Source organism: Bradyrhizobium sp. SRL28, assembly GCF_018596315.1.
In the GTDB taxonomy this organism is placed as follows: Bacteria; Pseudomonadota; Alphaproteobacteria; order Rhizobiales; family Xanthobacteraceae; genus Bradyrhizobium.
Genome location: NZ_JAHEAG010000073.1, coordinates 1 through 19,640 on the forward strand (window position 1 = coordinate 1; position 19,640 = coordinate 19,640).

The following is a 19,640-nucleotide window of genomic DNA, read 5'->3' on the forward strand; positions in this document are numbered from 1 at the left end:
GGTGCAGTGCTCTGCGTCGAGTGCCGCTCCGTTGCTGTTTAGAACCGCGTCGGCCGTCGAGCGGAATGCCGGAAAAACGTCCGCGATGAAGGTCCCGAGCAGACGCACCCGCCCGTTCTCACCCATGAGGATTTCCCTCACGGCTGGTTCGAACGTGCTCGCCTGCGGCTCAATCATGACCTGCGCGAGAGCAACCAGCGATTGCAGATGCATGCACTTCGTATTAAGTGCCCAGCCGGTGTGCAGCCGCAGTGCGGCCTCTTCGGCCTGCCGCATCTCGGGCGTAGTGCTTGGCAAGTTGGCAGTGGCCGCGCAGACGGACTGCATCCGTTCCGAGCGCAATGCCTTCTTTCCCCACCACTGCATGCAGGCTGCATAGCGGTTCGCCACACTGGAAACCGCTCGGCTCAGCTGGTCGGGGGGAGCGTTGGATTGGAGCATCCGGTCGAGCACGGTGGCCGCACTCTTCCTGCTCTGCTCCAAGGCGTAGATAGTCGGGGTGGCCAGTGTGTTGCATTGGTCCGCCGCATGGAGCGCCTCGTCGCGGAGTCGGCGAGCCTGATCGTCGGACAGAATGCTACGCGCTACATGCGGGGGCAGGCTCGCGCGGTAGTCCAGAACTTTTGAGCTTGCCTTGACGAGCTGGTCGATCCGCTCTTGCGCCTCCGACGAGGTCTGCACTTGCATGGCTGCATTACGGTAAGCGTCAAGTTCCTCAACCAGGCGGTCCATTTCTCGCTTTGTTGCCTTGATCTCGTCGCCTGTCGAGGAAATGGGGACTGCCATACCCGAAGTTCGCGGCTGGCTGGCGACCGGCGCCGTTCTATCTTGAGGCCCAGAGCGCATCCGCTCCACGACGGAATCGAACCGTTGGCTGCTTTCCCCAGGGGCAAGACTAGACTCCGAGCGCAAACTGCTCAATCCCCACGTGCTGTCGGCTCCAGCAGCCCCAACGTGCGATTTGCTAGGTCGTCCAATGCCCGTCATATTCCAATCTCCGATACAGGCGAGAATGCGCAGCCTGTCTAGATAGACGGCATGGCTGACAATTAGCTGACGAAGGGCATTCTCACGGATGCACAAAGAAAATCCGAATCACCGTGGCTCCAATTCCATGGAAGATGCCGTGGTGCTAGTGTCCCGAGTCACAAGTTCGCAATCGTAGCTTCGCGTCGCTGTGCCAAAGATGGCGCGCTGGCAACAGCGACGGCGGATCTGATCGCGGTCCAGCAACTTGCGCCCCTGATATAGAGCGATGACGAGCGTGCCGAACTGAAGTCGCTGACAATGCGGCGAAAGAAGGCGCTAGCGCTGGCTCTGAGAGCTCGGATCGTGCTGTCCTGCGCGGAGGGCGGTCAGAACGAGGAAATGGCGGCAAGTTGGGCCTGGACACGCAGACGGTAGGCAAATGGCAGCGTCGTTTTGTGAAGCGGCGCGTGGCCGGGCTGCACGACGAGCCGCGTTCCGAGGCGCCGCGCACGATTGACGATGCTCGCATCGAAGCGGTGGTCGTGCGGACGCTGGAGAAATGCCCCCGAGAACGCCACCCATTGGAGTTCGCGCGACATGGCGAACGCCAACGGCCTGTCGGTGTCGACGGTGCAAGGCATCTGGCGAGCCTACGTCTCGGCGCCGTGTGGATGAAAAGTCCCAAATCCAGGCGCTGGGCCTGTTGGGATCCTCATCGGGGCTCGGTTGTGATTCAAGCTTCGGGTGGAACGATTCGTTTTTGACTGACGCCCAATGGACGAAGATGGAACCGCTGTGTCTCGGCAAACCGAGCGATCCCGGACGCAGCGGCAAGGACAACCGGCTGTTTGTTGAGGCGGTGTTATGGATCGCGCGCCCGGGCAGTCCCTGGCGCGATTTGCCGCGCGCTTTCGGCCAATGAAATAGCGTGTACACGCGTTTCCGCGGGACTGGGTGAAGGCGGACGTGTGGAAACGCCTGTTCGGCGCGGTCTCGGACGAGCCGGACATGGAATACGCCATGGTCGACGCCATGATCGTCAAGGTCCATCGCCACGGACAGGGCGCAAAAAATACAAAGACAGGCCATCGGCCGTTTGAAAGAGGGAATGTCAGATATTTCGTGTAAGAGGCCTCTGTGAAGGTTGAATTGTAGTCGTTTCTTGCATCAGCCGGACATTGTCATCAATCCCATGGTGACTAACAGTGGCCGGACAGCAAGCTCTGTCAAGGCACCGGGCCCCTTCTCGTAGCCAAGATGATCACTCAGCTCCGCACCAAGCGCCCGCTCAATCAGCGCCTTCTTCAGCTGCTTGAAAAGCCCGTCTGCACCTGTGAGGTCTTCAGGCTTCTCATACTTAGCAAGCAGTTGATCCAATAGTTCAGGGTGTAATCGTCGTCTCGGTCCTCATGTGGGTCTCCTCGGTAAGGTAAACTCACAGAAACCTGCTTACACATTCTTTTGACACCCTCTGGGCGCATCAGCGAGCGGGCACTCACCGAACCTGTGGTGAGCTGTCCCGAGACGATTTCGCAAGCTGGACCATAGCCTCGATTTGCCGGCTCTCGATGAGAATAGCCGGCGCGCTCTTTTGTCCAAACAGCACAACCAGCGCTTACCGCGCGTGAGGCCCGTGTAGGCGATGAAATTTCTTCAGCATCCTGAAGTACTGCATGGCGACGGACACCAAGAAGGGTATTCTGGACCCACTGCAAATCCGGTCTCGCTTCGCATGATCGATCTTCTTCGGACCAGTCTACATAAAGTCATCGTCGTCCCAATCCGGCATGGTATCTGGGGCACGCTGGGTCCCCCTGGTTTCACTGCCGTCACTGGGTTCAGCTTTAGAAAGATACAATTGAGCCTTGTTTTTCCGCTGCCATTCGCCGTCATCATTCTTCGTCCCCTTGTCGGAATGCCGGGTAGGGTCAAGCACCATCATCGAGTCACTCACCTCAACAAAACCCAACGCCGCTGCGCGGGCTTTCGCGTCGTCGTTGACAGCATGAGAGAGGAGCAAAGGCCGTTCGCCGTCGAGCCGAAGCTGATGTTCCAACAGAATATCGCCTGCGTTCTCGACGAGCGGAAGAGTAACCCGAAATCCACAGTGGATGTGAGTTCGGTCCGTCCGGAAAACTGTTCCCGCCAGCGCGCGCGTGCCTTTTCCTCTTTGAACACATCACTCATGCTAGCTCCGCCTTCCGTTCGCAGAAGTCCAACACTCTTGTTGCCTAGCTGATAGCTGAAATAGCGTGCGTTTTCCGAACCAGATTTCCTGCCGTGGTCATAAGCAACTTGTGCCGCGCGTTCGGGTTTCGAAGATACGAGAAGCGAGTATTGCTGTGGTTTCGCGGCGATATGCTCGATTTCATCGCCATAAAAGTCCTTCACGTTCTCCTCGAATGAAGACCTAGTGATCTCCACCACAGGAGGTCGCGGAACGAGGGAGTACGAGGGTGTTGCTCCCGAAGACGAGCTAGCGCTCGGCGCCGCTATGTGCATCCCAGCAAACATGTCCGCAAAGCGTTGGCTGTCGGCATCAGATTGCGTGTGGTTGGTGGCGAATTGTCTCATTTCAGCAGTGTCGGAAGCACCGGGTGAGCTATTGATTCGGCCATACATGGTGATTGGGTTTCCTATCGGTGAAGTATTCTCCCACTGACTTCAGACTCGTCGGGCACCGCGAATTTGATAGTCAGCCTAGCTGACGACGAGCTGACGCGCAGGCGTTAAGCGTGTACGATCCGGCGTTCTACGCGAAGGCCACGCTATGGCGAACGGGCCAGCGCACCCGGCTCGTGCGAAAGCGGTTGCAGGCTAGGATTTCCGGTATCGGCATTCCCAGCAAGTGCGAGCGATAGGCCGAGATTGTTGCGCAACATCTGATTGCCTGGGGCCGCTGCGAGAGCCTCGCGATATAGCGCTTGTGCCTCATCATGACGCCCCTCGGCGTCGAGGACCACCCCTTTTGCGTTCAGGGCACGCAAATCACCAGGAACTGTAAGCAAGATCTTGTCGGTTACCTCAAGTGCTTCGCCCGCGCGTTTCTGTGCCAGAAGGGCCTGCGTAAGCGAGATTGCCGCATCGACATTGTCTGGCTTTTGCTTCAGAGCCTCACGCAAACTCTCTTCATCGGAAACCCGGAGGAGGGCGTGTGCAATGCGCTCGCGCATAGCAGGATCGATGTCCTTGGCGCCCAGCAACTCTGGCCGCGGCGTCTCTTGAACTGAGATAGCTTGGTGATCCAGACTGGCGCAACCACCAAGCACAAGGATGGCGAATAAAGCGAGGAGAGTTAAGCCCGAGGGCGGATGGAACGCATACAATCGAGCAGCGAATGTTGTTGTAGGTGAATTCATGCCATCCATCTCACGACCGACTGCTGCACTCTGTTAGCCGTTTGTGGCAAGCAGGTTGGGTTGTTCTCCTGTCGGAGCTTTTTCCTTGGGACCTGTAAGCTTGAGCGACCCCACCGGCTGGACCGTGAAATCGGAGGCGAGATCCTGATAAGACAGAACAGGAAGATCGAACCCGTTGCGGGTGAGAAAGCCGCGGACGAAGCGCCTGATATCCAGCGAACTCAGGATGACGGGCTGGCTCTGACCTGGTGGCATGCCTGAATGAATCTGGCGCAGTTGCGACAGCAACATCTCGCTATGCCGGTCCTCCAGCGCGAGGTACGGCCCGACGGTGGTCTCTCGGACCGCACTGCGAATCACATCTTCAGTTTCACGTTCGACGATAAAGGCGGGCAGAACACGGTGAGCGTTGGCATGGCGATAGCAGATTTGCCGTCTTAGGCCGGAGCGGACATATTCCGTGAGCAGGACGGCGTTTTGCTCGCGTTCGCTCCATTCGGCGAACGCTTCCAAGACCAGCCGGGTGTTACGAATCGGGATGCCCTCGTCGAGCAGGCGACGCAGGACATCGGCGATCCGGGGAACTGGAGTCGTGCGTAGCACTTCCTTCACCAGGTCGGCATACTCCTGCTCCATCCGGGCGAGCAATTGTCGCGTCTCTTGAATGCCTACCAAGCGCTGCGCATATCGCGTCAGTACGGAACTGACGCGCAGGGCTATGATTTCGCTCGGACGGTGATGCCCGATCCCGGCCGCTTTGAGTGCCGGTGCATGGCTCTGTTCGATCCAGATCCGGTCGGTGTCTGGATCTTGCCGATACGGGATGCCGCTCAATTCAATGTTCGCTCGGTCGTCGGTGAGCGCGAGCTGCGTCGGATCCACCCGATCCCGTTCAACCGGTACCCCTTCCACATCTAGCCTAAACTCGGATTGGGCCAAACGTTGATCGACCTGGACTGGAATGCGGGGAATCGTGATGCCAAGATCGGCTGAGACCAGTGCCGAAATGCGAGCGATGTGCTGCTCAACTTCCTCTCTGTCAATCGCGTTTACCAGGTTAGGTGCAAAGAATACCGCGACCGGAAGCGCCTCCGCAGGTATGGTTTGCCGTTGAGCCTGCGCTGGATTTGAAGTCGGAGTACTAACGTTAGTGCTCGTCTTGGAGCCCGTGTTCGCGCCTTGCACACCGCCTTTGACATAGCTCGTCCCGGCAAAAAGTGCGGCCAGCATGAGAAACGGGGGCAAAGGGAAACCTGGTATCAGCCCCATGAGAAGTAAGACGCCGGCCGCTAGCCGCAATGCCTGGGTACTGGCCGTGACTTGGTTGATGATATCGGCACCAAGCTTGAGCTTGGAAGGCCCATTCACACGTGTGACGATGGTTGCGGCCGTAACCGACAGCAGGAGCGCCGGAATCTGAGAAATCAACGCATCGCCGATGGTGAGCAGCGTATATTGATGCAATGCCTCATCGACGGACATGCCCTTGGAGAGCAGTCCGATGCTGATTCCTCCCAGCATGTTGATGCAGATGACTATGAGTCCGGCAATGGCATCCCCTTTCACGAACTTCATGGCGCCATCCATCGCGCCGTGAAGTTGGCTTTCTCCCTCCAGTGATGCTCGCCGGCTGCGTGCCTCGTGCTGATCGATATGACCGTTGCGTAGCTCCGCGTCGATAGCCATCTGCTTGCCCGGCAGAGCGTCGAGCGTGAATCGTGCCGAGACTTCAGCAACGCGCTCGGCTCCCTTCGCGAGAACCATGAACTGCACCATGGTCACGATCAAAAATATAACAATGCCGACCGCGATGTTCCCTGATATCACGAACTCACCGAAGGTGTGAATGATGCTGCCGGCGTCTCCTTCAGCGAGAATCAGCCGCGTTGTCGCGATGGTCAGCGCCAGACGAAAAACGGTGGAGATCAGGATGACACCGGGCAAGGACGAGAAATCCAGTGGCGTACTGAGATACAGAGCAACCATCAGCAGCAATACGGCAAAACCCAGATTGAAGCCGATCAGCATGTCGACCACGACGATCGGCATCGGCATGATCATCATTGCGATTGCCAGAAGCAGCATGAACGCGACCATGAAATCCGGGTGGAATGGCGCGCGCACGATAAGCTTACGAAGGAGGTTTGCCATGGAGACGATTCTTATTGTTGTTCCGTTGGGGCTGTCCTGCCACGCAGGGACACATAGTCTTGGAAGACTGCCCGCGCCTCGTCCATACGGCCGGCCCGTCGTAGCGCGTGACTGCGGAGAAGCGTCAAAGGCAGACGCGAAGAGGGCTCGTCATCAAGCGTGTCTAGTCTATCCAGCACCGCAAGTGCTTCATTGCCAAAGCCCTCCGAGATGAGAGCATAGGTAAGAATGCGAAGCAGGTCGACGTCTTGCGAATCGTCATGGGCAATGAGCCGCAACAGAGCGAGAGCTTGTGCGCTCTGTCCACACGCAAGGTGGACGAAGGATATTGCGCAGACCAAATCACGCTCCTGCCCTGAGATTGGCAAGACATCGCCGGTTTTGGAAGCATCGGCCGGCGGCGGTGGACTGGCGAACTGCGCTCCGCCCGAGTCGATCATGCTAGCCCCCAATCAAGCTGTTCTGGTTCTGCCGGAGCAGGATGAGCCGTCGGAGCTCCTGCTGCAGGGCGTCGGTCCCTTCACGCGCCGCCGAATCCTCCGGGCCGGCGCATAGCCTATCGGCCAAGCGCTCGAGGAGAACACCATGCTTCTCTGCTCGTAGCACGTCCGGGTCACGCAGGCGTGGTGTCACGAAGGAGAGCAGGCCAGTTGCGAGATTGCGGCCATAAAGTGAAGCGAGTGCTGCACGGGGATCGATCTCAGCTATCCGTACGCGCCTCTCGTTGAGACTGACGCGCGAGACGGCATTGATATCGTTTACCTCAAGCGCGGCCTCGATTGGCAGATCCGGCGCCTCGGTATCCGGCCAAACCGACCCGTGCCTCTTCTCGCCACCGCCATCGGTGCCATGGATCTCTAAATTATGGACTTCAGGGAGGGCCGGCTTGTTCGCTGGCTCATGGTCGTGCGTGTTGAGCCTTTGCGAAGAGGTGCCAAGTCCGACAGGATGCTGGGGCAGCTTGGTCATGACGTTCTCCTTTCCTGCGGCGGTGGAGCTCTAATAGGAAAGAGCAGCAAGCCGTCCATTCCGGCTGAGCAGTACGCGTCCCGCCTCGATTTGATCGACCGTCCATCCATCGTTCAACAGCGCGCCCACGAAGTACTTTTGGCCACCAATAAGAAGATAGGGGTGGGCTCCGCGCCACACCGCCTGGACAGCAATTGAGGAGGGCGGCTTATCCTCCTTCACGATCACTCCATTTACGAGTGTCAGCGATCCGTTCGTATGCTGATCGAACCATTGCTGAACCTTCTGCCATCTACTGACTGACGCAGGCGTCACGGTGCCCTCGGCGCTGACCACACCTGGCCCAGGACCGATCTTGATATTGAGAAGTCCCGCTTTGTTGACCTCCGCTTGCAGCTGTTCGGCGGCCGCATGGAGGGGGCGATCATCAGGACCGTTGAGCGTCAGCTTGGGTGGAAGTGCGGCGACAGGGGCCGCATCGGGGCTCAGTGCACCGGCACTGCCGTCAAAGAGGAAGCTGACTGCAAGAGTGGCGATCCCGACAGAGCTCAGCAAGACCAAGGCGGCTGCTATTATCGAGACACGCGACAGGCCGATTGATCCTTGCTCCGAATCCTGTGTGCAGCGAATGGACATCGTGCCCGCATGAACGACGGCAGGAAGAGAAATAACAACCCGCTTGCCTACGGCAATATCTCCGTTTCCTTCTATGCTGACTCCGGCTGCTAGAGCCTCGATCTCCATCGAATCGTGCAGGGGGGTGAGACGGAAGTGATTGGGCTCGAGCCCCTGTTCGACGAAGACGATATCGGCATCGAGGCCACTTCCGATAAGACTCGTTCCGACGGGCGCTTCACCGGTCACCCCGGAATAGAGCCCTGATAGCACTTCGAAATGAACGGAGGCCGGTTCGTTCACGGAGAGTCTCCTGAGCAACGAGAAGCCGTACGGCGTTGCCGTACGGCTGGTTCCGAATTCGTCAGGCTGTAGAGAGCATCCAGCACGCGAAAAGAGCGGCCGTGAGCCCCCTCTTGCAGCGCTAACTTACGCGCTCGTCGGCAACCTTCTTTTCGGACGAGAGCTCAGTCGTAATTCTGCGCATCACGATGCTATTGGCCTGAGCTTGTTTGCTGACACGCTCGAGCTCGGCGAGCTGCGCCGAGAAATCGCCAGCCCCGGTAGCACCGGTTTGCTGATTCGTCGCGACTTCAGATGCAGCGGGGGAACCGCCAACGGGAGAAACCATATCGACTCACCTTTCTGTTTGGAAGTAACTGCTACTGATGACCTGCCTCACGCCTAACCAGCTGGCGTGACGACGGCAGGAAATGAAATCATTACATGCGCGCCTGGCGCGCCATTCAAGAGAGTCAATTCGCCGTTGCCGTGGTTACACTGGGGGGTGCTTCCTGCGGCAGGGCCATTGTCCTTGGTGACCTTGTCAGCATCAGCCTTCTCAGGCTCCAAGTTGTGAATAACCTTCTCGAAGGCGTGGTCGAGTACTCCACCGACAGCGGAACCAATTGCCGCTCCCGGCGGTCCACCGAGCCATCCACCAGCCGCGCTTCCGATCATTTCTCCAATCATCGCATTCTCCTGTGTTCATCTCCACTACGATCGATAGACGACTCGTCGCCTAGAGATCAGCGCTCTCATCCTAAGAGGATTACCTTTCGAGAAGCTGACGAGTCTCACAAAGTCCGCGAAATGAGTCGAGGTGGCCCAACTTTTTCTCTCACGGAAAATGTGTCGGTTTTCTAAGGCACCGAAAGACCGCCTGGAGCATTCACCGCGAGAGGCTCGGCCGACGTTCTTTAGAGAGCGTGGACGCTCGCCGGCCGCGCGTCCGAAGATGTCGTTGTTCCGACGCCCATCACGAAGAGCGATTCGTCGCGATCACATGCTCTCAACATTCAGGTGATCCGAAAGCTGATGTGCTGGTGGGCGATTATCTTATCGTCAGCTTTTCGACAGGTACTCAGGATAAACTTCGTGCGACTTGGATGCGCTCGACGTGAGAGGCTCGCATTGCCGAAGGCAAGGGTAAGAGAAGTGGTCCGCCGATCAAGGCTGTTGTCACCTGCAACAAGAAACGCGAGGGCGGCCTGCTGCTGGTCATGACGTGGGATTGGTTTTTGAATGGCCTCGGCGCAACGTGCCAAGTTGATTGTGCGGGTGGTCCTCGCAGTCTGTCGCTTCCTTCAATGCAATAGGAGTCAATGAAAATGGCGTATCTTCCCGTGGTGGGCGGTTTCAATCCGGCGGTAGGGCTAGTGCCTGAAGGCGTGCCCGCCGCTCCAATGTTCAACGTGGTGATGGGGCAGTACGGCGGCGCTGCCGGCGTCCCGGTTGGGGCCTACCAGTACCTGCCGGTAAATAGTCCGGCCGTCGTCGCTCCCGCCGTACTCAGTCCGGCCTACTTTGCTCCAACCGTTCTCTCGCTGCCGCCGCCTCCCTCGTTCGCGCCGGTCGCGCAGAACCAAAGCTCGTCGTCCTCAATTGATCCGGTGTGGACGCATGAGGTCCATGACGGCAAGGCCACGATCCACCTTGGCGATAAATATACAATCACGGCGGACGAGAAGGACGGCACCTGGACTGTCCGCAACAGCGAGACCGGCCATGTCACGAAGATCCACGGCGATCCTCACTTCGATGCTGATGGGGACGGAAAGGACGATTTCGATTTCAAGAAGGGCATGACCCTGAAACTCGATGATGGTACGAAGATCACCGTGGATACGGCCGACTACGGCAACGGCAAGAGCATTTCATCGAAGCTCACCATCACGAATGGCAGCAACGCCATGGTTGTCGAGGGACTCGGTGACGACAAGGATGGTGCCAACAATCTGAAGGTGACGCAGTCTAATGCTGGCCTCACTCTCGATGAGCTGACAGCCGATGGTTCACAAACGATCCATGAGCAAGGTCAGGGTTGGGTCGACGGCGCCGGGCGTGAGGTGGACCAGGCGAGTATCGATGCTGGTGAAGAGGGGCGCGCCCCGGGCGCCGGCTCCCAGTCCCAGTACACTCCTCCGCCGCTCGCTACTCCATTGTACTACTACACTCCAGTTTTCGTTCCTCCTCCCCCGCCTGCGTCGATGACCCCAGTTGCGGTGAACCAGAGCCCGCCACCTAAAACTAATCCGGTGTGGTCGCATGAGGTCCATCACGGCAAGGCAACGATACACCTTGGCGACAAGTATACAATCACGGCCGACGAGAAGGACGGCACCTGGACCGTTCGCAACAAAGAAACCGGCCATGTCTCGAAGATTCATGGCGATCCTCATGTCGATGCTAATGGAGACGGCAAGGACGACTTTGATTTCAAGAAAGGCATGACCCTGCAACTCGATGATGGCACGAAGATCACCGTGGATACGGTCGACTACGGCAAGGGAAAGACCATTTCGTCCAAGCTCACCATCACGAATGGCGACAACGCTATGGTTGTCGAGGGACTCGGTGACAAGAAGGACGGTGCCAACAATCTGAAGGTGACGCAGTCCAATGCTGGCCGAACCCTCGATCAGCTGACGGCGGATGGTGCACAGACGATATATGAGCAAGGTCAAGGGTGGGTCGATAGGTCCGGATGGCGGGTCAACCAGGAGAGCATTGACGCCAATGAGCAGGCCGCCGGGTGAGGCAGATCTGAGCACAGTTCAAAAAAGGGAGCGGGCGCTGTCGCCCGCTTTCCTATGCTTCTCAGCGCGAGCGCGCAGGACAGCGCCTCGCTTGGGGTAACCCATGCTTTATCCGCGCTTTCACGCTTTCAATGATCTGGCTGTCATATCTCTGCCGGTACAGTCTGCAACGAAGGCATGACTGGACGAGTGAGGGCGTCTCGACCAGCGAGAGCTGGTCCAACCTCAAGTCGACATTGCACAGTTTCTGCCAGTAGTTCCATTGTAAGGTCGATTGATTGACAAGAGGGACACGCCTCGGCGGCCGGATGCACTATGGAGGCGAACGCCAGGCGGCAGGAATGCGCGATCTATCGGGTTTACGCCAAAAGCGACGCGCCGAGTTGTTAGGCGCGTCCCAGCCGCTACGCAGCGCGCGAGGAGAGGAAGGTCCTGTTCGGTCTCTCACCCGTATAAGACACCTTATGACGTGCAAGTTTGTAAATGCGCGATTGCCTGAAGCGAGGCGCGTCCGTTCGGTATGTGAGCCAGACGTCTAGGGCGACCGAGATACGGATGACCAGAGTGGTCCGGAACGATAAGAACCCTAAGGACTGTCACGCCGACCTTGCCGCAACCGATCTGAACGACCAGGCACCATTGAGGTGCGGATCCTCCAGCTGCGGAGAAGCTCCTCTCCTTTCTCTCTTCTCCCCGTTGTTTGGATGTGCCGTTTGCCGCTCGTTGTTTCGAATCGACGGGGCGGATTCAAACATCGTCTTCTGTGTCGTCCATGGCAGAGTCTAGATCGGCCTGCGCATCGCTGACAATTCGCATTGCGAGCATGCCAAGAGCCGTTTCGAAAGCTTTGCGTTGTTGCGCGGCCTGCGAGTTGGCGTCATCGGCCCCTTCGGTTCCGTCAAAATTAGCACCGTTATTGCTTCCCGTTGCTCCGATACCGGGTGCACCTGCGTTCATGTTCGTAACACCGCCTATAGATAACCACTCTCTCATCCTAGCAACGTTAGCTTTCGAGAAGCTGACGAGGCTCAGTGCGTTTCATGATGAGTCATTCGAGACCGCATCGATGCTTCCGTCAGGTGCGGCGTCGGGGTCTGCCAAAGAAGAGCTAGTGCTGGCCGGAGAAGAGTTTTGAGGTGGGGCAAGACGGTCTCGGTGGACGCTAGCACGCCGGCAATCCGAAAAGCCTGTTTCATTAGAAGAGCTCCTTCAGGACGGCAGCTCTCGGCAGTGGCCGCCAGGAGGGGCGTCCGACTTGGCTGAGGCGCTCAAGCACCTACGTAAGTTGTGGGGCAAGAAGACGATGGAGGCCGACACGCTGCGTGAACCGGTGGAGCACGGTCGAGCAAAGAATGAATTGCGCGCTCGTCTTCATTGCCGGGGACAGCCAATAGGTTTGTGATGCCGAGGAGGCCGAACGTGAAATCCTCGATGCGATGCGAGCACCTGATCTCGCAGGTCGCTGAAGTAGCACTTGAACGGCGCAGCGGCCGGTGCTGGAGGGCGAGCTGATTGAACTCAAGGTGCGGTGCGAGGAGCAGGACAAGCGGTGCATCAATTCGCCGGGCCTGAAACCTTCCACATGATCTTCTTGTCGCGTATCCGCTAGGACATTTCGGGTCAGCGGATCGAAGAAATGGCAAGATCGTCAAAGCTCGTGGCGTCGAAGCGCGGCCGGGTACTCCTGGTGCGGCGGCGCCGCGACAAGCTTTGGATGTTTCCTGGCGGGCGCCGGCGCGGCCACGAAACGGCGGAGCAGTGCCTCTGGCGCGAGATCAAGACGCCAGTATGTGGCGTCGCAGGATTTAGGCAAGCGCGAGGCGGCGAGTTGTCGTGCGTTTTCGTATGCAATGTCGTGTTCGCAACATGTTGGCAGATACCAAACAAGTGCGGCTTGGCTTTCGGAAGAGAAAGAACGCGCGGGGCTTCGTTTTGCGTCCAGCTGCCCGCGCAGCGGTCCGTGCGCGGAAGCATTAGGCGATTGGCCCGGCTTTTGCTCCATTGTTTGCCAACGGCGTGCGGCTCTCTGCTTTGTCGGAATCGTCCGTTGCAGAATGTGAATCTCGATGTGACCAAAGGCGATGCCATGAAGAATTGGAGTTCCGTGACAACCAAGGTGCTAGGCACGGCCACTGTTGCAATGGCCTTGACGACGCCCACCGCGCTGGCGGTCGAATACAAAGTCGAATACAAACGGGATAATAGCAGCAATCCTAGCCTCCGGGACGTTGCTGAAAACAAGAGCGTGCTTACCCAGATCACAGTCACCTCGGAACGACCAGCAAGCTTCACGCTTGCGAACGGCTTGCAGGTGGTGGTGATCCCCGATCATCGTACCCCGGTCGTGACCCAGATGATTTGGTATACGGTCGGCTCCGCCGATGAGACGCCGGGCAAATCGGGGCTTGCGCATTTCTTCGAACACTTGATGTTCAAGGGCACAGCCAAGCATCCGCCCGGCGAATTCTCCCAGACCGTGCTGCGCGTCGGCGGCAACCAGAACGCCTTCACCTCGATGGACTACACCGGCTATTACCAACGCGTGCCGCGCGAGCAGCTCGGCAAGATGATGGAATTTGAGGCCGACCGGATGACCGGCCTCGTTCTCCAAGATGAGAACGTGCTGTCCGAACGCGATGTTGTGCTCGAAGAATTCAACATGCGCGTCGCCAACAATCCCGATGCGCGGCTCACCGAGCAGATGATGGCGGCGCTTTACCTCAACCACCCCTACGGCCGCCCCATTATCGGCTGGCGGCAGGAGATCGAAAAGCTCGACCGCGAGGACGCGCTCGCGTTCTACAAGCGCTTCTACGCGCCGAATAACGCGATCCTGATCATCGCCGGCGACGTCGATCCCAAGGACATCCGCCCAATGGTGGAAAAGAATTTTGGCGACATTCCTGCACAGCCCGCGATCCCCGCGAAGCGCGTGCGGCCACAGGAGCCGACGCCCGCGGCACCCCGCACCGTGACGCTCTCCGATCCCCGCGTCGAGCAGCCCACCTGGCGCCGCTCCTATCTCGTGCCGTCGGCTACCACTGCGGCCGCAGGCGAGAGCCCTGCGCTCGACGTGCTCGCGCAGTTGATGGGCGGCGGGATCAACTCCTATCTCTACCGTATGCTGGTGATCGACAAGCAGCTCGCCATCAGCACGGGCGCGAGCTACCAGGACACCTCGCTTGATGCCTCGCAATTCATGATTTTGGCCACGCCGAAACCTGGCGTCGAATTCGCCCAGATCGAGGACGCGATCGACAAGGTGATCGCCGACCTCGCGCAAAATCCCGCGCGCGCCGAGGATCTCGAGCGCGTCAAGACCCGGCTGATTGCGCAAGCGATCTACGCCCAGGATGACCAAGAGACGCTTGCGGGCCGGTATGGAAGCGCGCTCACCACCGGGCTCAGCATCGACGATATCCGAAGCTGGCCGGACCGCATCCGGGCCGTCACCGCCGAGCAGGTGCGCGAGGCCGCGCAAGCATGGCTCGACAAGAAACGCTCCGTGACCGGCTATCTGATCAAGGAATCCGCGCCCAAACGTAAGGAGAAGCGCTCGTGACCTGTTCCTTCACACGGCGTGCCGTCCTCGGTGGGGCCTCGCTCGCGATCGCGACGCTCGGCTCTGCACCATCGCTTGCCGCTACGAAAATCCAGCGCCTGGTCTCCCCCGGCGGCATCGAAGCCTGGTTCATGCAGGACGCCACCGTCCCGCTGATCGCGATGGAATACGCCTTCGGCGGCGGAGCGACCCAGGACCCCAACGACAAGCCCGGTGTCGGCCACATGGTTGCCGGCCTGCTCGATCAAGGGGCCGGCGATCTCGACTTCAAGACCTTTCACGAGCGGCTCGACCGCCGCGCCATTGAGCTGAGCTTTGACTCGACTCGCGATCAGTTTCGCGGCTCCTTGCGCATGCTCAAGGACAACAGGGACGAGGCCTTCGACCTTCTGCGAATGGCGCTGACCTCGCCGCGTTTCGATGCGGCCGATGTCGAACGGATCCGTACCGCGGTGCTCGCGAACCTTCGGCGTGACTCCACGAATCCTTCAACGCTCGCCAATCGCAAGTTCCTTGAAGTCGCCTTTAACGATCATCCTTATGCTCGCCAGGCCGGAGGCACGGTCGAGAGCGTGCCGAAAATCGACGTCGCCGATCTGAAGGACTATGTCCGCCGCGTGATCGCGAAGGACACGCTCAAGATTGCGGTGGTTGGTGACGTCGATCCACAGAGCCTCGGAAAATTGCTCGACAAGGCCTTTGGCAGCCTGCCGGCCAAGGCGGAGTTGACACAGGTAGCCGACGTGGTCGCGGCAAAGCCGCCGCAGCGCGTCTACGTTCCGCTCGACGTGCCGCAAACGGTCGTGAGCTTCGGCGGTCCGGGCGTCCGCCGCAGCGAGCCGGATTTCATGGCGGCCTATGTCGTCAACCAGATCCTCGGCGGCGCCGGTCTGTCGTCGCGGCTGTTCCGCGAAGTCCGCGAGAAGCGCGGGCTCGCCTATTCCGTCCGTGAGACGCTCTTGTGGATGGATCATTCCGCCCTGTTCGTCGGCAAGACCGGCACCCGCGCCGATCGCGCCGGCGAGACGGTGGAAGAGATCGAAAAGCAGGTCCGTCGCATGGCTGAGGAAGGCCCGACCCAGCAGGAACTCGATAATGCCAAGTCGTACCTGAAGGGCTCGCAGATGCTGGCGCTCGATACCTCGTCAAAGCTTGCGCAGGCGCTGCTGCAGTATCAGCTCGACAAGCTGCCGATCGACTATATCGAGAAGCACTGCGCGCTCGTCGATGCGGTGACGCTGGAGGATGCCAGGAAGGCGGCGCAGCGGCTGTGGGGCCAGGGTCTGCTCACCGTCATCGTCGGCCGCTCCCCATGGCCGCAGCCCAGTCGACCACCGCGCCATCGGGCCACGACGCCGCCGCCAGCGGCAGTACAGCCAGGCGCCGTGCCATCCGCCGGAACGCCGGCAACACCCAATTAACTTTGTTGTTCGTGAGGTGACATGCGCTCTGAACTTCTTTTTTGCGGCCGCGATAGCTGCGGTCGCGGCAAGCGATGCCGTCAATGCAACGGAACGTCCGCAGGAGGTGATTTCAAAAACCTCTGCCGGTTGGGAACCAGCGATACGAGCCGAGATATGGCGGCGGGTGATCTGGAAAACTGAGACGGGATGCAGGGGTCTCCAACTGGCCAACAAGTAGCGTTCTATTTCCGAATTGGTCGGGGCTTCAGCCTTTGTTTGGCGGTCCGGAGATATTGATCCGCGATTGCCGGAGTGGGTCGGCCGCCTGCAGGCGCGCCTTGGCTTTCTCGTCGACCGGGTCTTTGCCATTGGCAACCAGGCCCAAAAGCCGCTTGGCCTTCTTGCGTGCAAGCTCTGGTGTCCAAGGGGCGCCGTGTGGACCGATGGTGACGAAGCGCTGCCGACCGAACACTCGGTACTTGAGAACGTATGTCGCTTTTGTCGCGTTGACGTTTACGGCGGGAAACGGCACGCCTTGATCATCCGCATGGGGCAATACCGGATACGGTTGATGACGAAGACCAAAGGCATGTCTAAAGTCTGGACGTATACGCGTCGTACGATGCTGTTGGGCAGTAGCTTCTTGGGTAGCGCGTTGTTCGGGGGCGTTACGCTGCCTACACCCAATCGGCCGCAGCGCAAGGTTGCCATGGTGTTGAAGGCGGCCGACTCTTCCTTCGTCGTTGGGTGCACACAAGACGGCATTACCTCGTTGCGTTATCGTAACGATACGTATGACACGGATTATGTCCTGCCTGGAGCCGTGCTGGGGACGGCTCACGCTAGAGTTCGGCGTGCCGGATCCGAGTGGCATACGCTTCGAACCGGCGTTGATGCAACGAAGCCGATGCATAGCGCGGCCCTTGAACTAGCAGCCCGCGATGCCGACGTCCTTCTCACGACCCGCCTCGCAGTCGACGAGGCTGGATTGACGTGGGAGATCATGCTGCGGAACGACGGCATGGCGAGCGTGGAGGTTGGCGACCTCTATTTGCCCATGCCGATGAACACCGAATTTCCGGCAGGGCAACCGGTGTCGGTGGCTGTTTTGAAGCACAGCTTCGTCTCGGGGCATGGATCGCACATCTTCTGGATTCGCGGCAACAGCACCGGTCCCTTCCTCATGCTCTTACCGGAAGCGGACACGTCACTGGAATATTGGGATGTCCACAAGGATTCGGCCGAAGCCAGTGGGACGTGGTGCGCCTACATCTTGGGCGGGGCGGCCGCCGGCGAGGCAGTGGCGGGCGGGACTCGCTGGCGACAGCCGACCCATTCCTTGTCCCTGTCGCCGGCCGAGGAACGGCGTTACCGTCTCCGCTTCCAGTGGGTTGCCGATTATGAGGCGGCGCGCAGGGCTATCGCGGACGCCGGTCTGGTGGACGTGGAGGTAATGCCGGGCATGACGGTTCCCAACGACCTGCATGTCGACATCGCGCTCGCGTCCTCCATTCCGGTGGAGCGAATCGAAGCGGAATTTACCGGCGACACGGTGGCGCAACGGTTGCCGGATCGGGCTGGCAGGCGACTATGGCGGGTCCGGTTTTCGCGATTGGGCGAGAACCGGCTGACCCTGCACCAGCCGGGTGCGCGCCAGACCTTTCTTGAATTCTTCGCTACCGAACCCGTCGAGACGATGATGAAGAAGCGCGCAGCCTTCATCGTGAAGCGGCAGCATCGTGACCCGTCCAAATGGTACGACGGTTTGTTCGGCGAGTGGAACATGGAGACGCAGGTCCTGCTTGGCCCCGACAATTACGACCGGATCAAGGGCTGGCGCATCTACGAGGTGACGTGCGACGATCCCGGGCTGAGCAAGCCCGCTTACCTCGCGACCAAGAATGCCGAGCATCCTGATGCGGCGGAAGTGGCGGCGCTGGACCGGTATATCGATACGTTCGTCTGGGGCGGGCTGCAACGTACCACACAGGAGGCATACGCCTACGGCCTCTACGGCATACCCGATTGGAAGCAGAACCGGGAAAGCAGCGATCCCGGCCCAAAGGGCCGCCTGCATATCTGGCGGCCTTATGACTATCCGCACATCTTCGCGATGTATTTGGCCATGCACCGCATCGCGCGTGACCATCCCGCGATACCCACCCGCCAGAGCGCACGAGATTATTTGGTACGCGCCTACGGTACGGCGCTGGCCATGTTCACGGTGCCGATGCGCGTGGTGATGTGGTCTGCCTACCGCACCGGCTTCTACAACGAATGTGTGATCCCCGAACTGGTTTCGGCGCTCACGACGGCGGGCTTGATGCGCGAGGCGGCGACGCTGGAGGCGCACTGGGCGCGTAAGGTGCGCGCCTTCGTCGATCCGAAGGCGGACCTGTTCGGCTCGGAATATCCGTTCGATTCCACAGGCTTCGAATCAACGCAGGCACTGGCGCGCTCGGCCCTTGACGACCCTGTCGCCATGGGGGTTTCGAAGGCGGCAGCCCGTGCCTTCGCGGAGCGTCAGATCGCTGCAAACCTGTTCTGCCGTGGCTGGCTGGAACCTGCTTATTACTACCTGGGCAGCGATTATCGCGGGAGTGCGGGCGACGCCTATACGCTGACCTACATGGCGCAGATGGGCGGCTGGGCGCTGCTTGATCATGCGCTGAACGATGCAGACGACCCGCATCCGCTCCTTCGTCTGGGCTATGCGTCACAACTCAGCGCGTGGGCCTTGCTGAACAGCGGCCCTGCGTCGGCCGGTCATGGCTATTGGTATCCGGGCGAGGAGAATGACGGCGCGGCCGGTGGCGGCTTCGAGCCGGCGCCGAGCGGGACCACATGGCTCGGTCAGCCGCATCACCGTGGAACGTGGTATTACTCGTGCGAGATCGACCTGGGATTTTGTGGGGCGGTCCGCGCTGCTGCGACGATCGTTGCCGACGATCCCATCTTTGGGCAGGTTTGTCACGGTGGCATCATGGAGACGTTCGCTCACACCCTGCGTATCTGGCCACGTGATGGCGTGCGGCGACGGCTCAACGTGCGGCTCCAGTCTCTCCGATTGGACCTGGTGCTGCTTGACGCCCGATTCCGGGCGGATGGACCGATCATTCTGAATTTGGGGGAGGGGTGGATCAGCCTTACGCCTGAGCCCTTTGCCCCATCTGCATCGGGAGTGACGTTCGAATTGCGGTACGATGACGGGAGGAAGCGCAAGGAAGTCGTCGACATCACGGACAGCCAGATCGTCGTCCGCTTGCCTGCGGCGCGCTTACCGCGGGTTCAGGTTCGCTAGTGTTGCCGATTATCGGGTGCGATCGGCACTTATGGCCTGCTGTTCCATGCGGCTTCCGAGGCGATGACGATCATCGCCGCAAATCCCGGGCATCTCGGCGCACGTATCCGCGTCACCGCGGTGCTGCATATCTCGGGTTCGGCGATGACCCTCCATCCGCACATCCACATGATCGTGCCGGGTGGGCATCGGCGGCAAATTCAATAATCGTTGAAATATGGAAAAAGTGAATGCCGTGGCCGCGCTGGCCGCGCTCTCCCGGGAGAATCGCCT

At 59.6% G+C, this 19,640-nt stretch carries 18 protein-coding genes and 4 pseudogenes; 8 read left to right on the top strand and 14 right to left on the bottom strand.

Annotated features, from left to right (window positions below; genetic code table 11):
- Together KIP88_RS42920 and KIP88_RS42925 are read right to left on the bottom strand one after the other, a co-directional pair.
- A pseudogene (locus KIP88_RS42920) lies at nucleotides 1–987 on the bottom strand (hypothetical protein); the annotation flags it as partial.
- A 368-nt stretch (nucleotides 988–1,355) separates the two neighbouring features.
- Complete coding sequence (locus KIP88_RS42925; protein ID WP_214494092.1) at nucleotides 1,356–1,568, bottom strand: hypothetical protein; 213 nt, start codon at nucleotides 1,566–1,568, stop codon at nucleotides 1,356–1,358.
- Nucleotides 1,569–1,636: 68 nt separating this feature from the next.
- On the opposite strand from KIP88_RS42925, the gene KIP88_RS48045 reads away from it, so the two are divergent.
- Together KIP88_RS48045 and KIP88_RS42935 are read left to right on the top strand one after the other, a co-directional pair.
- Entirely contained in the window at nucleotides 1,637–1,891 is a 255-nt protein-coding gene (locus KIP88_RS48045; protein ID WP_214494093.1) for a transposase, read from the top strand.
- Between the two features lie 44 nt (nucleotides 1,892–1,935).
- Nucleotides 1,936–2,097 carry a hypothetical protein gene (locus KIP88_RS42935; protein ID WP_214494094.1) on the top strand — a complete coding sequence of 54 codons (162 nt, stop codon included), beginning with the start codon at nucleotides 1,936–1,938 and terminating at the stop codon, nucleotides 2,095–2,097.
- 114 nt (nucleotides 2,098–2,211) lie between these two features.
- Here the strand turns inward: KIP88_RS42935 and KIP88_RS42940 are convergent.
- From KIP88_RS42940 to KIP88_RS42980, 10 genes and pseudogenes are all read right to left on the bottom strand, one after another.
- A pseudogene (locus KIP88_RS42940) lies at nucleotides 2,212–2,346 on the bottom strand (IS256 family transposase); the annotation flags it as partial.
- 379 nt (nucleotides 2,347–2,725) lie between these two features.
- Nucleotides 2,726–2,911, bottom strand: a complete 186-nt coding sequence (locus tag KIP88_RS47410) for a hypothetical protein (RefSeq protein ID WP_249791470.1) — start codon at nucleotides 2,909–2,911, stop codon at nucleotides 2,726–2,728.
- Between the two features lie 8 nt (nucleotides 2,912–2,919).
- Nucleotides 2,920–3,360, bottom strand: coding sequence for a hypothetical protein (locus tag KIP88_RS47415; RefSeq protein ID WP_249791471.1), 441 nt, complete (start codon nucleotides 3,358–3,360; stop codon nucleotides 2,920–2,922).
- Nucleotides 3,361–3,737: 377 nt separating this feature from the next.
- Entirely contained in the window at nucleotides 3,738–4,328 is a 591-nt protein-coding gene (locus tag KIP88_RS42950; protein ID WP_057850286.1) for a tetratricopeptide repeat protein, read from the bottom strand.
- A gap of 33 nt (nucleotides 4,329–4,361) precedes the next feature.
- Nucleotides 4,362–6,479, bottom strand: a complete 2,118-nt coding sequence (gene sctV, locus KIP88_RS42955) for a type III secretion system export apparatus subunit SctV (RefSeq protein WP_214494095.1) — start codon at nucleotides 6,477–6,479, stop codon at nucleotides 4,362–4,364.
- An 11-nt stretch (nucleotides 6,480–6,490) separates the two neighbouring features.
- Nucleotides 6,491–6,919 (bottom strand): hypothetical protein, encoded by a 429-nt coding sequence (locus KIP88_RS42960; RefSeq protein WP_057850262.1) that lies wholly within the window; start codon nucleotides 6,917–6,919, stop codon nucleotides 6,491–6,493.
- A gap of 1 nt (nucleotide 6,920) precedes the next feature.
- Nucleotides 6,921–7,448 (bottom strand): hypothetical protein, encoded by a 528-nt coding sequence (locus tag KIP88_RS42965; protein WP_214494096.1) that lies wholly within the window; start codon nucleotides 7,446–7,448, stop codon nucleotides 6,921–6,923.
- 30 nt (nucleotides 7,449–7,478) lie between these two features.
- Nucleotides 7,479–8,366: an FHA domain-containing protein gene (locus KIP88_RS42970; RefSeq protein WP_214494097.1), complete on the bottom strand. Its 888-nt coding sequence runs from the start codon at nucleotides 8,364–8,366 to the stop codon at nucleotides 7,479–7,481.
- 121 nt (nucleotides 8,367–8,487) lie between these two features.
- Nucleotides 8,488–8,694, bottom strand: a complete 207-nt coding sequence (locus tag KIP88_RS42975; RefSeq protein ID WP_214494098.1) for a hypothetical protein — start codon at nucleotides 8,692–8,694, stop codon at nucleotides 8,488–8,490.
- 53 nt (nucleotides 8,695–8,747) lie between these two features.
- Entirely contained in the window at nucleotides 8,748–9,035 is a 288-nt protein-coding gene (locus KIP88_RS42980) for a hypothetical protein (protein ID WP_214494104.1), read from the bottom strand.
- A gap of 638 nt (nucleotides 9,036–9,673) precedes the next feature.
- Between KIP88_RS42980 and KIP88_RS42985 the strand changes: the two genes are divergently transcribed.
- Nucleotides 9,674–11,101 carry a DUF1521 domain-containing protein gene (locus KIP88_RS42985; protein WP_214494099.1) on the top strand — a complete coding sequence of 476 codons (1,428 nt, stop codon included), beginning with the start codon at nucleotides 9,674–9,676 and terminating at the stop codon, nucleotides 11,099–11,101.
- A 747-nt stretch (nucleotides 11,102–11,848) separates the two neighbouring features.
- On the opposite strand, the gene KIP88_RS42990 is transcribed toward KIP88_RS42985, so the two are convergent.
- Nucleotides 11,849–12,058, bottom strand: coding sequence for a hypothetical protein (locus KIP88_RS42990; RefSeq protein WP_214494100.1), 210 nt, complete (start codon nucleotides 12,056–12,058; stop codon nucleotides 11,849–11,851).
- A 679-nt stretch (nucleotides 12,059–12,737) separates the two neighbouring features.
- Between KIP88_RS42990 and KIP88_RS48830 the strand changes: the two are divergent.
- The 3 genes and pseudogenes from KIP88_RS48830 to KIP88_RS43000 all read left to right on the top strand — a co-directional run.
- Nucleotides 12,738–12,869: pseudogene (locus tag KIP88_RS48830) on the top strand (NUDIX domain-containing protein); the annotation flags it as partial.
- A 318-nt stretch (nucleotides 12,870–13,187) separates the two neighbouring features.
- Complete coding sequence (locus KIP88_RS42995; protein WP_249791473.1) at nucleotides 13,188–14,663, top strand: pitrilysin family protein; 1,476 nt, start codon at nucleotides 13,188–13,190, stop codon at nucleotides 14,661–14,663.
- Nucleotides 14,660–16,084 (top strand): pitrilysin family protein, encoded by a 1,425-nt coding sequence (locus KIP88_RS43000; RefSeq protein WP_308163788.1) that lies wholly within the window; start codon nucleotides 14,660–14,662, stop codon nucleotides 16,082–16,084. The genes KIP88_RS42995 and KIP88_RS43000 overlap by 4 nt, the downstream gene beginning before the upstream one ends.
- A 247-nt stretch (nucleotides 16,085–16,331) precedes the next feature.
- On the opposite strand, the gene KIP88_RS47420 is transcribed toward KIP88_RS43000, so the two are convergent.
- On the bottom strand, nucleotides 16,332–16,598 hold the full coding sequence (locus KIP88_RS47420; protein WP_308163789.1) for an Arm DNA-binding domain-containing protein: 267 nt from the start codon (nucleotides 16,596–16,598) through the stop codon (nucleotides 16,332–16,334).
- 39 nt (nucleotides 16,599–16,637) lie between these two features.
- Here KIP88_RS47420 and KIP88_RS43010 point away from each other — a divergent pair, with 39 nt between their 5' ends.
- Both KIP88_RS43010 and KIP88_RS43015 read left to right on the top strand, forming a co-directional pair.
- The gene (locus KIP88_RS43010) at nucleotides 16,638–19,367 is read left to right on the top strand and encodes a DUF5695 domain-containing protein (protein WP_249791475.1); all 2,730 of its coding nucleotides are present in this window, start codon (nucleotides 16,638–16,640) and stop codon (nucleotides 19,365–19,367) included.
- Between the two features lie 75 nt (nucleotides 19,368–19,442).
- Nucleotides 19,443–19,553: pseudogene (locus KIP88_RS43015) on the top strand (transposase); the annotation flags it as partial.
- Nucleotides 19,554–19,640 lie beyond the last annotated feature (87 nt).

Coding starts and splice junctions, on each gene's coding strand:
- KIP88_RS42995 (WP_249791473.1), top strand. CDS start 13,188: ATGAAGAATTGGAGTTCCGTGACAACCAAGGTGCTAGGCACGGCCACT.
- KIP88_RS42985 (WP_214494099.1), top strand. CDS start 9,674: ATGGCGTATCTTCCCGTGGTGGGCGGTTTCAATCCGGCGGTAGGGCTA.
- KIP88_RS42975 (WP_214494098.1), bottom strand. CDS start 8,694: ATGGTTTCTCCCGTTGGCGGTTCCCCCGCTGCATCTGAAGTCGCGACG.
- KIP88_RS42950 (WP_057850286.1), bottom strand. CDS start 4,328: ATGAATTCACCTACAACAACATTCGCTGCTCGATTGTATGCGTTCCAT.
- KIP88_RS42980 (WP_214494104.1), bottom strand. CDS start 9,035: ATGATTGGAGAAATGATCGGAAGCGCGGCTGGTGGATGGCTCGGTGGA.
- KIP88_RS47410 (WP_249791470.1), bottom strand. CDS start 2,911: ATGATGGTGCTTGACCCTACCCGGCATTCCGACAAGGGGACGAAGAAT.
- sctV (WP_214494095.1), bottom strand. CDS start 6,479: ATGGCAAACCTCCTTCGTAAGCTTATCGTGCGCGCGCCATTCCACCCG.
- KIP88_RS42965 (WP_214494096.1), bottom strand. CDS start 7,448: ATGACCAAGCTGCCCCAGCATCCTGTCGGACTTGGCACCTCTTCGCAA.
- KIP88_RS42990 (WP_214494100.1), bottom strand. CDS start 12,058: ATGAACGCAGGTGCACCCGGTATCGGAGCAACGGGAAGCAATAACGGT.
- KIP88_RS42925 (WP_214494092.1), bottom strand. CDS start 1,568: ATGTCGCGCGAACTCCAATGGGTGGCGTTCTCGGGGGCATTTCTCCAG.
- KIP88_RS43010 (WP_249791475.1), top strand. CDS start 16,638: ATGACGAAGACCAAAGGCATGTCTAAAGTCTGGACGTATACGCGTCGT.
- KIP88_RS42960 (WP_057850262.1), bottom strand. CDS start 6,919: ATGATCGACTCGGGCGGAGCGCAGTTCGCCAGTCCACCGCCGCCGGCC.